Origin of the sequence: Megasphaera sp. NM10 (assembly GCF_000417505.1) — a bacterium.
Classification (GTDB): domain Bacteria; phylum Bacillota; class Negativicutes; order Veillonellales; family Megasphaeraceae; genus Megasphaera; species Megasphaera intestinihominis.
This window is the reverse complement of record NZ_APHY01000165.1, coordinates 1-1,066: the sequence shown is the minus strand read 5'-3', so window position 1 is coordinate 1,066 and position 1,066 is coordinate 1. Positions and strand designations below refer to the sequence as shown.

The following is a 1,066-nucleotide window of genomic DNA, read 5'->3' as shown; positions in this document are numbered from 1 at the left end:
AACTTCTCCCGCTTATAGAAGCAGGAGATTCTTGAGAAGGTTGCTGTTTAAGTTTCCTCCTGAAATCAGGATAGCCTTATTCTCAAAGGGCTGTCCAAAAGCCCCTTACACAGTCCCTCGAAATCGAAGTTCTGCTTACTTTTACGGAGTATGTTGGCGGCGCCGTTGATGTCGGCATTGGCCGTCCTGCCGTTGGCGAAACGGTACAGGCCGCGCTGGATTCGTGTCCCGCTGAACGTTCCTGTATAGGGGACATCCGGCTGGTATACGGGAATATCGTCCAAGTCCAGGCAGCTGGCCTGAGAAGTATACGATTCTTCCTGTTCCAGATAGGTTATCCCGTAGCGTTCACACAGCTGTTTCAAGGTACTGCGCAGATAGCTCAGGCTGATTTGGGTGAAATGCTGATTCGTCACTTTGCCCAGCTTTAGTCCTCGTTTGAAATCGCGATTATAGCCGCAAACAATGATACCTATCTGATGACTGATGCAAAAATCGAGGATATAGCGGGCTGTCTTGCGAAGGATGTCCTGCATCCGGAAATTGCGTTTCTTCGCTAACTGACAGAGCTGGTTCGTCGTCTTCCGGCCCTGCTTGGCGGCAATGCTTTGGAGTCTGGCTTTGCGTTTGTTCCAATACTGGTTGATAGATTTGAGTTTACGACCGTCCATGAGAAACGACGTCCCCGTATTGGTAACGCAGGCGCCAGATTGTCCAGTCCCAAGTCGATAGCCAGGACACGGTCTGACGAAGCTTTCACCGGCTCTGGGTCCTTTAGGTAACAATACTGAATCTTGAAATACCGTCCGCCATACATGGGACAGATGCGGACTTCTTGAATCGTCTTCTCCTTCATCCTGTCGGGAACAGGAATCCGAATCCGATGGCCGTTATGGATTTTCGCATATTTCCGACTCAGCGGCACTGTCAGGAACCCATTCTTGATGTTGATAGCGTTCGTCGACAAGACGAGATGGAACCATCCCCCTTTTTCACGATAGTGCGGCAGGCGGACATCTTTCGACTGATAGTCACCTGCCTTGACTYTSWGCAAAAGCCCGACTGA

1 protein-coding gene and 1 pseudogene are annotated in these 1,066 nt (G+C 50.4%); both read right to left on the bottom strand.

Translation table 11 applies throughout. The features are described 5' to 3' along the window. Positions 1-65: 65 nt before the first annotated feature. Positions 66-671 (bottom strand): transposase, encoded by a 606-nt coding sequence (locus tag NM10_RS13480; protein WP_020311964.1) that lies wholly within the window; start codon positions 669-671, stop codon positions 66-68. Next, positions 557-1,066: pseudogene (locus NM10_RS14880) on the bottom strand (hypothetical protein); the annotation flags it as partial. The pseudogene NM10_RS14880 and the gene NM10_RS13480, both read right to left, overlap by 115 nt.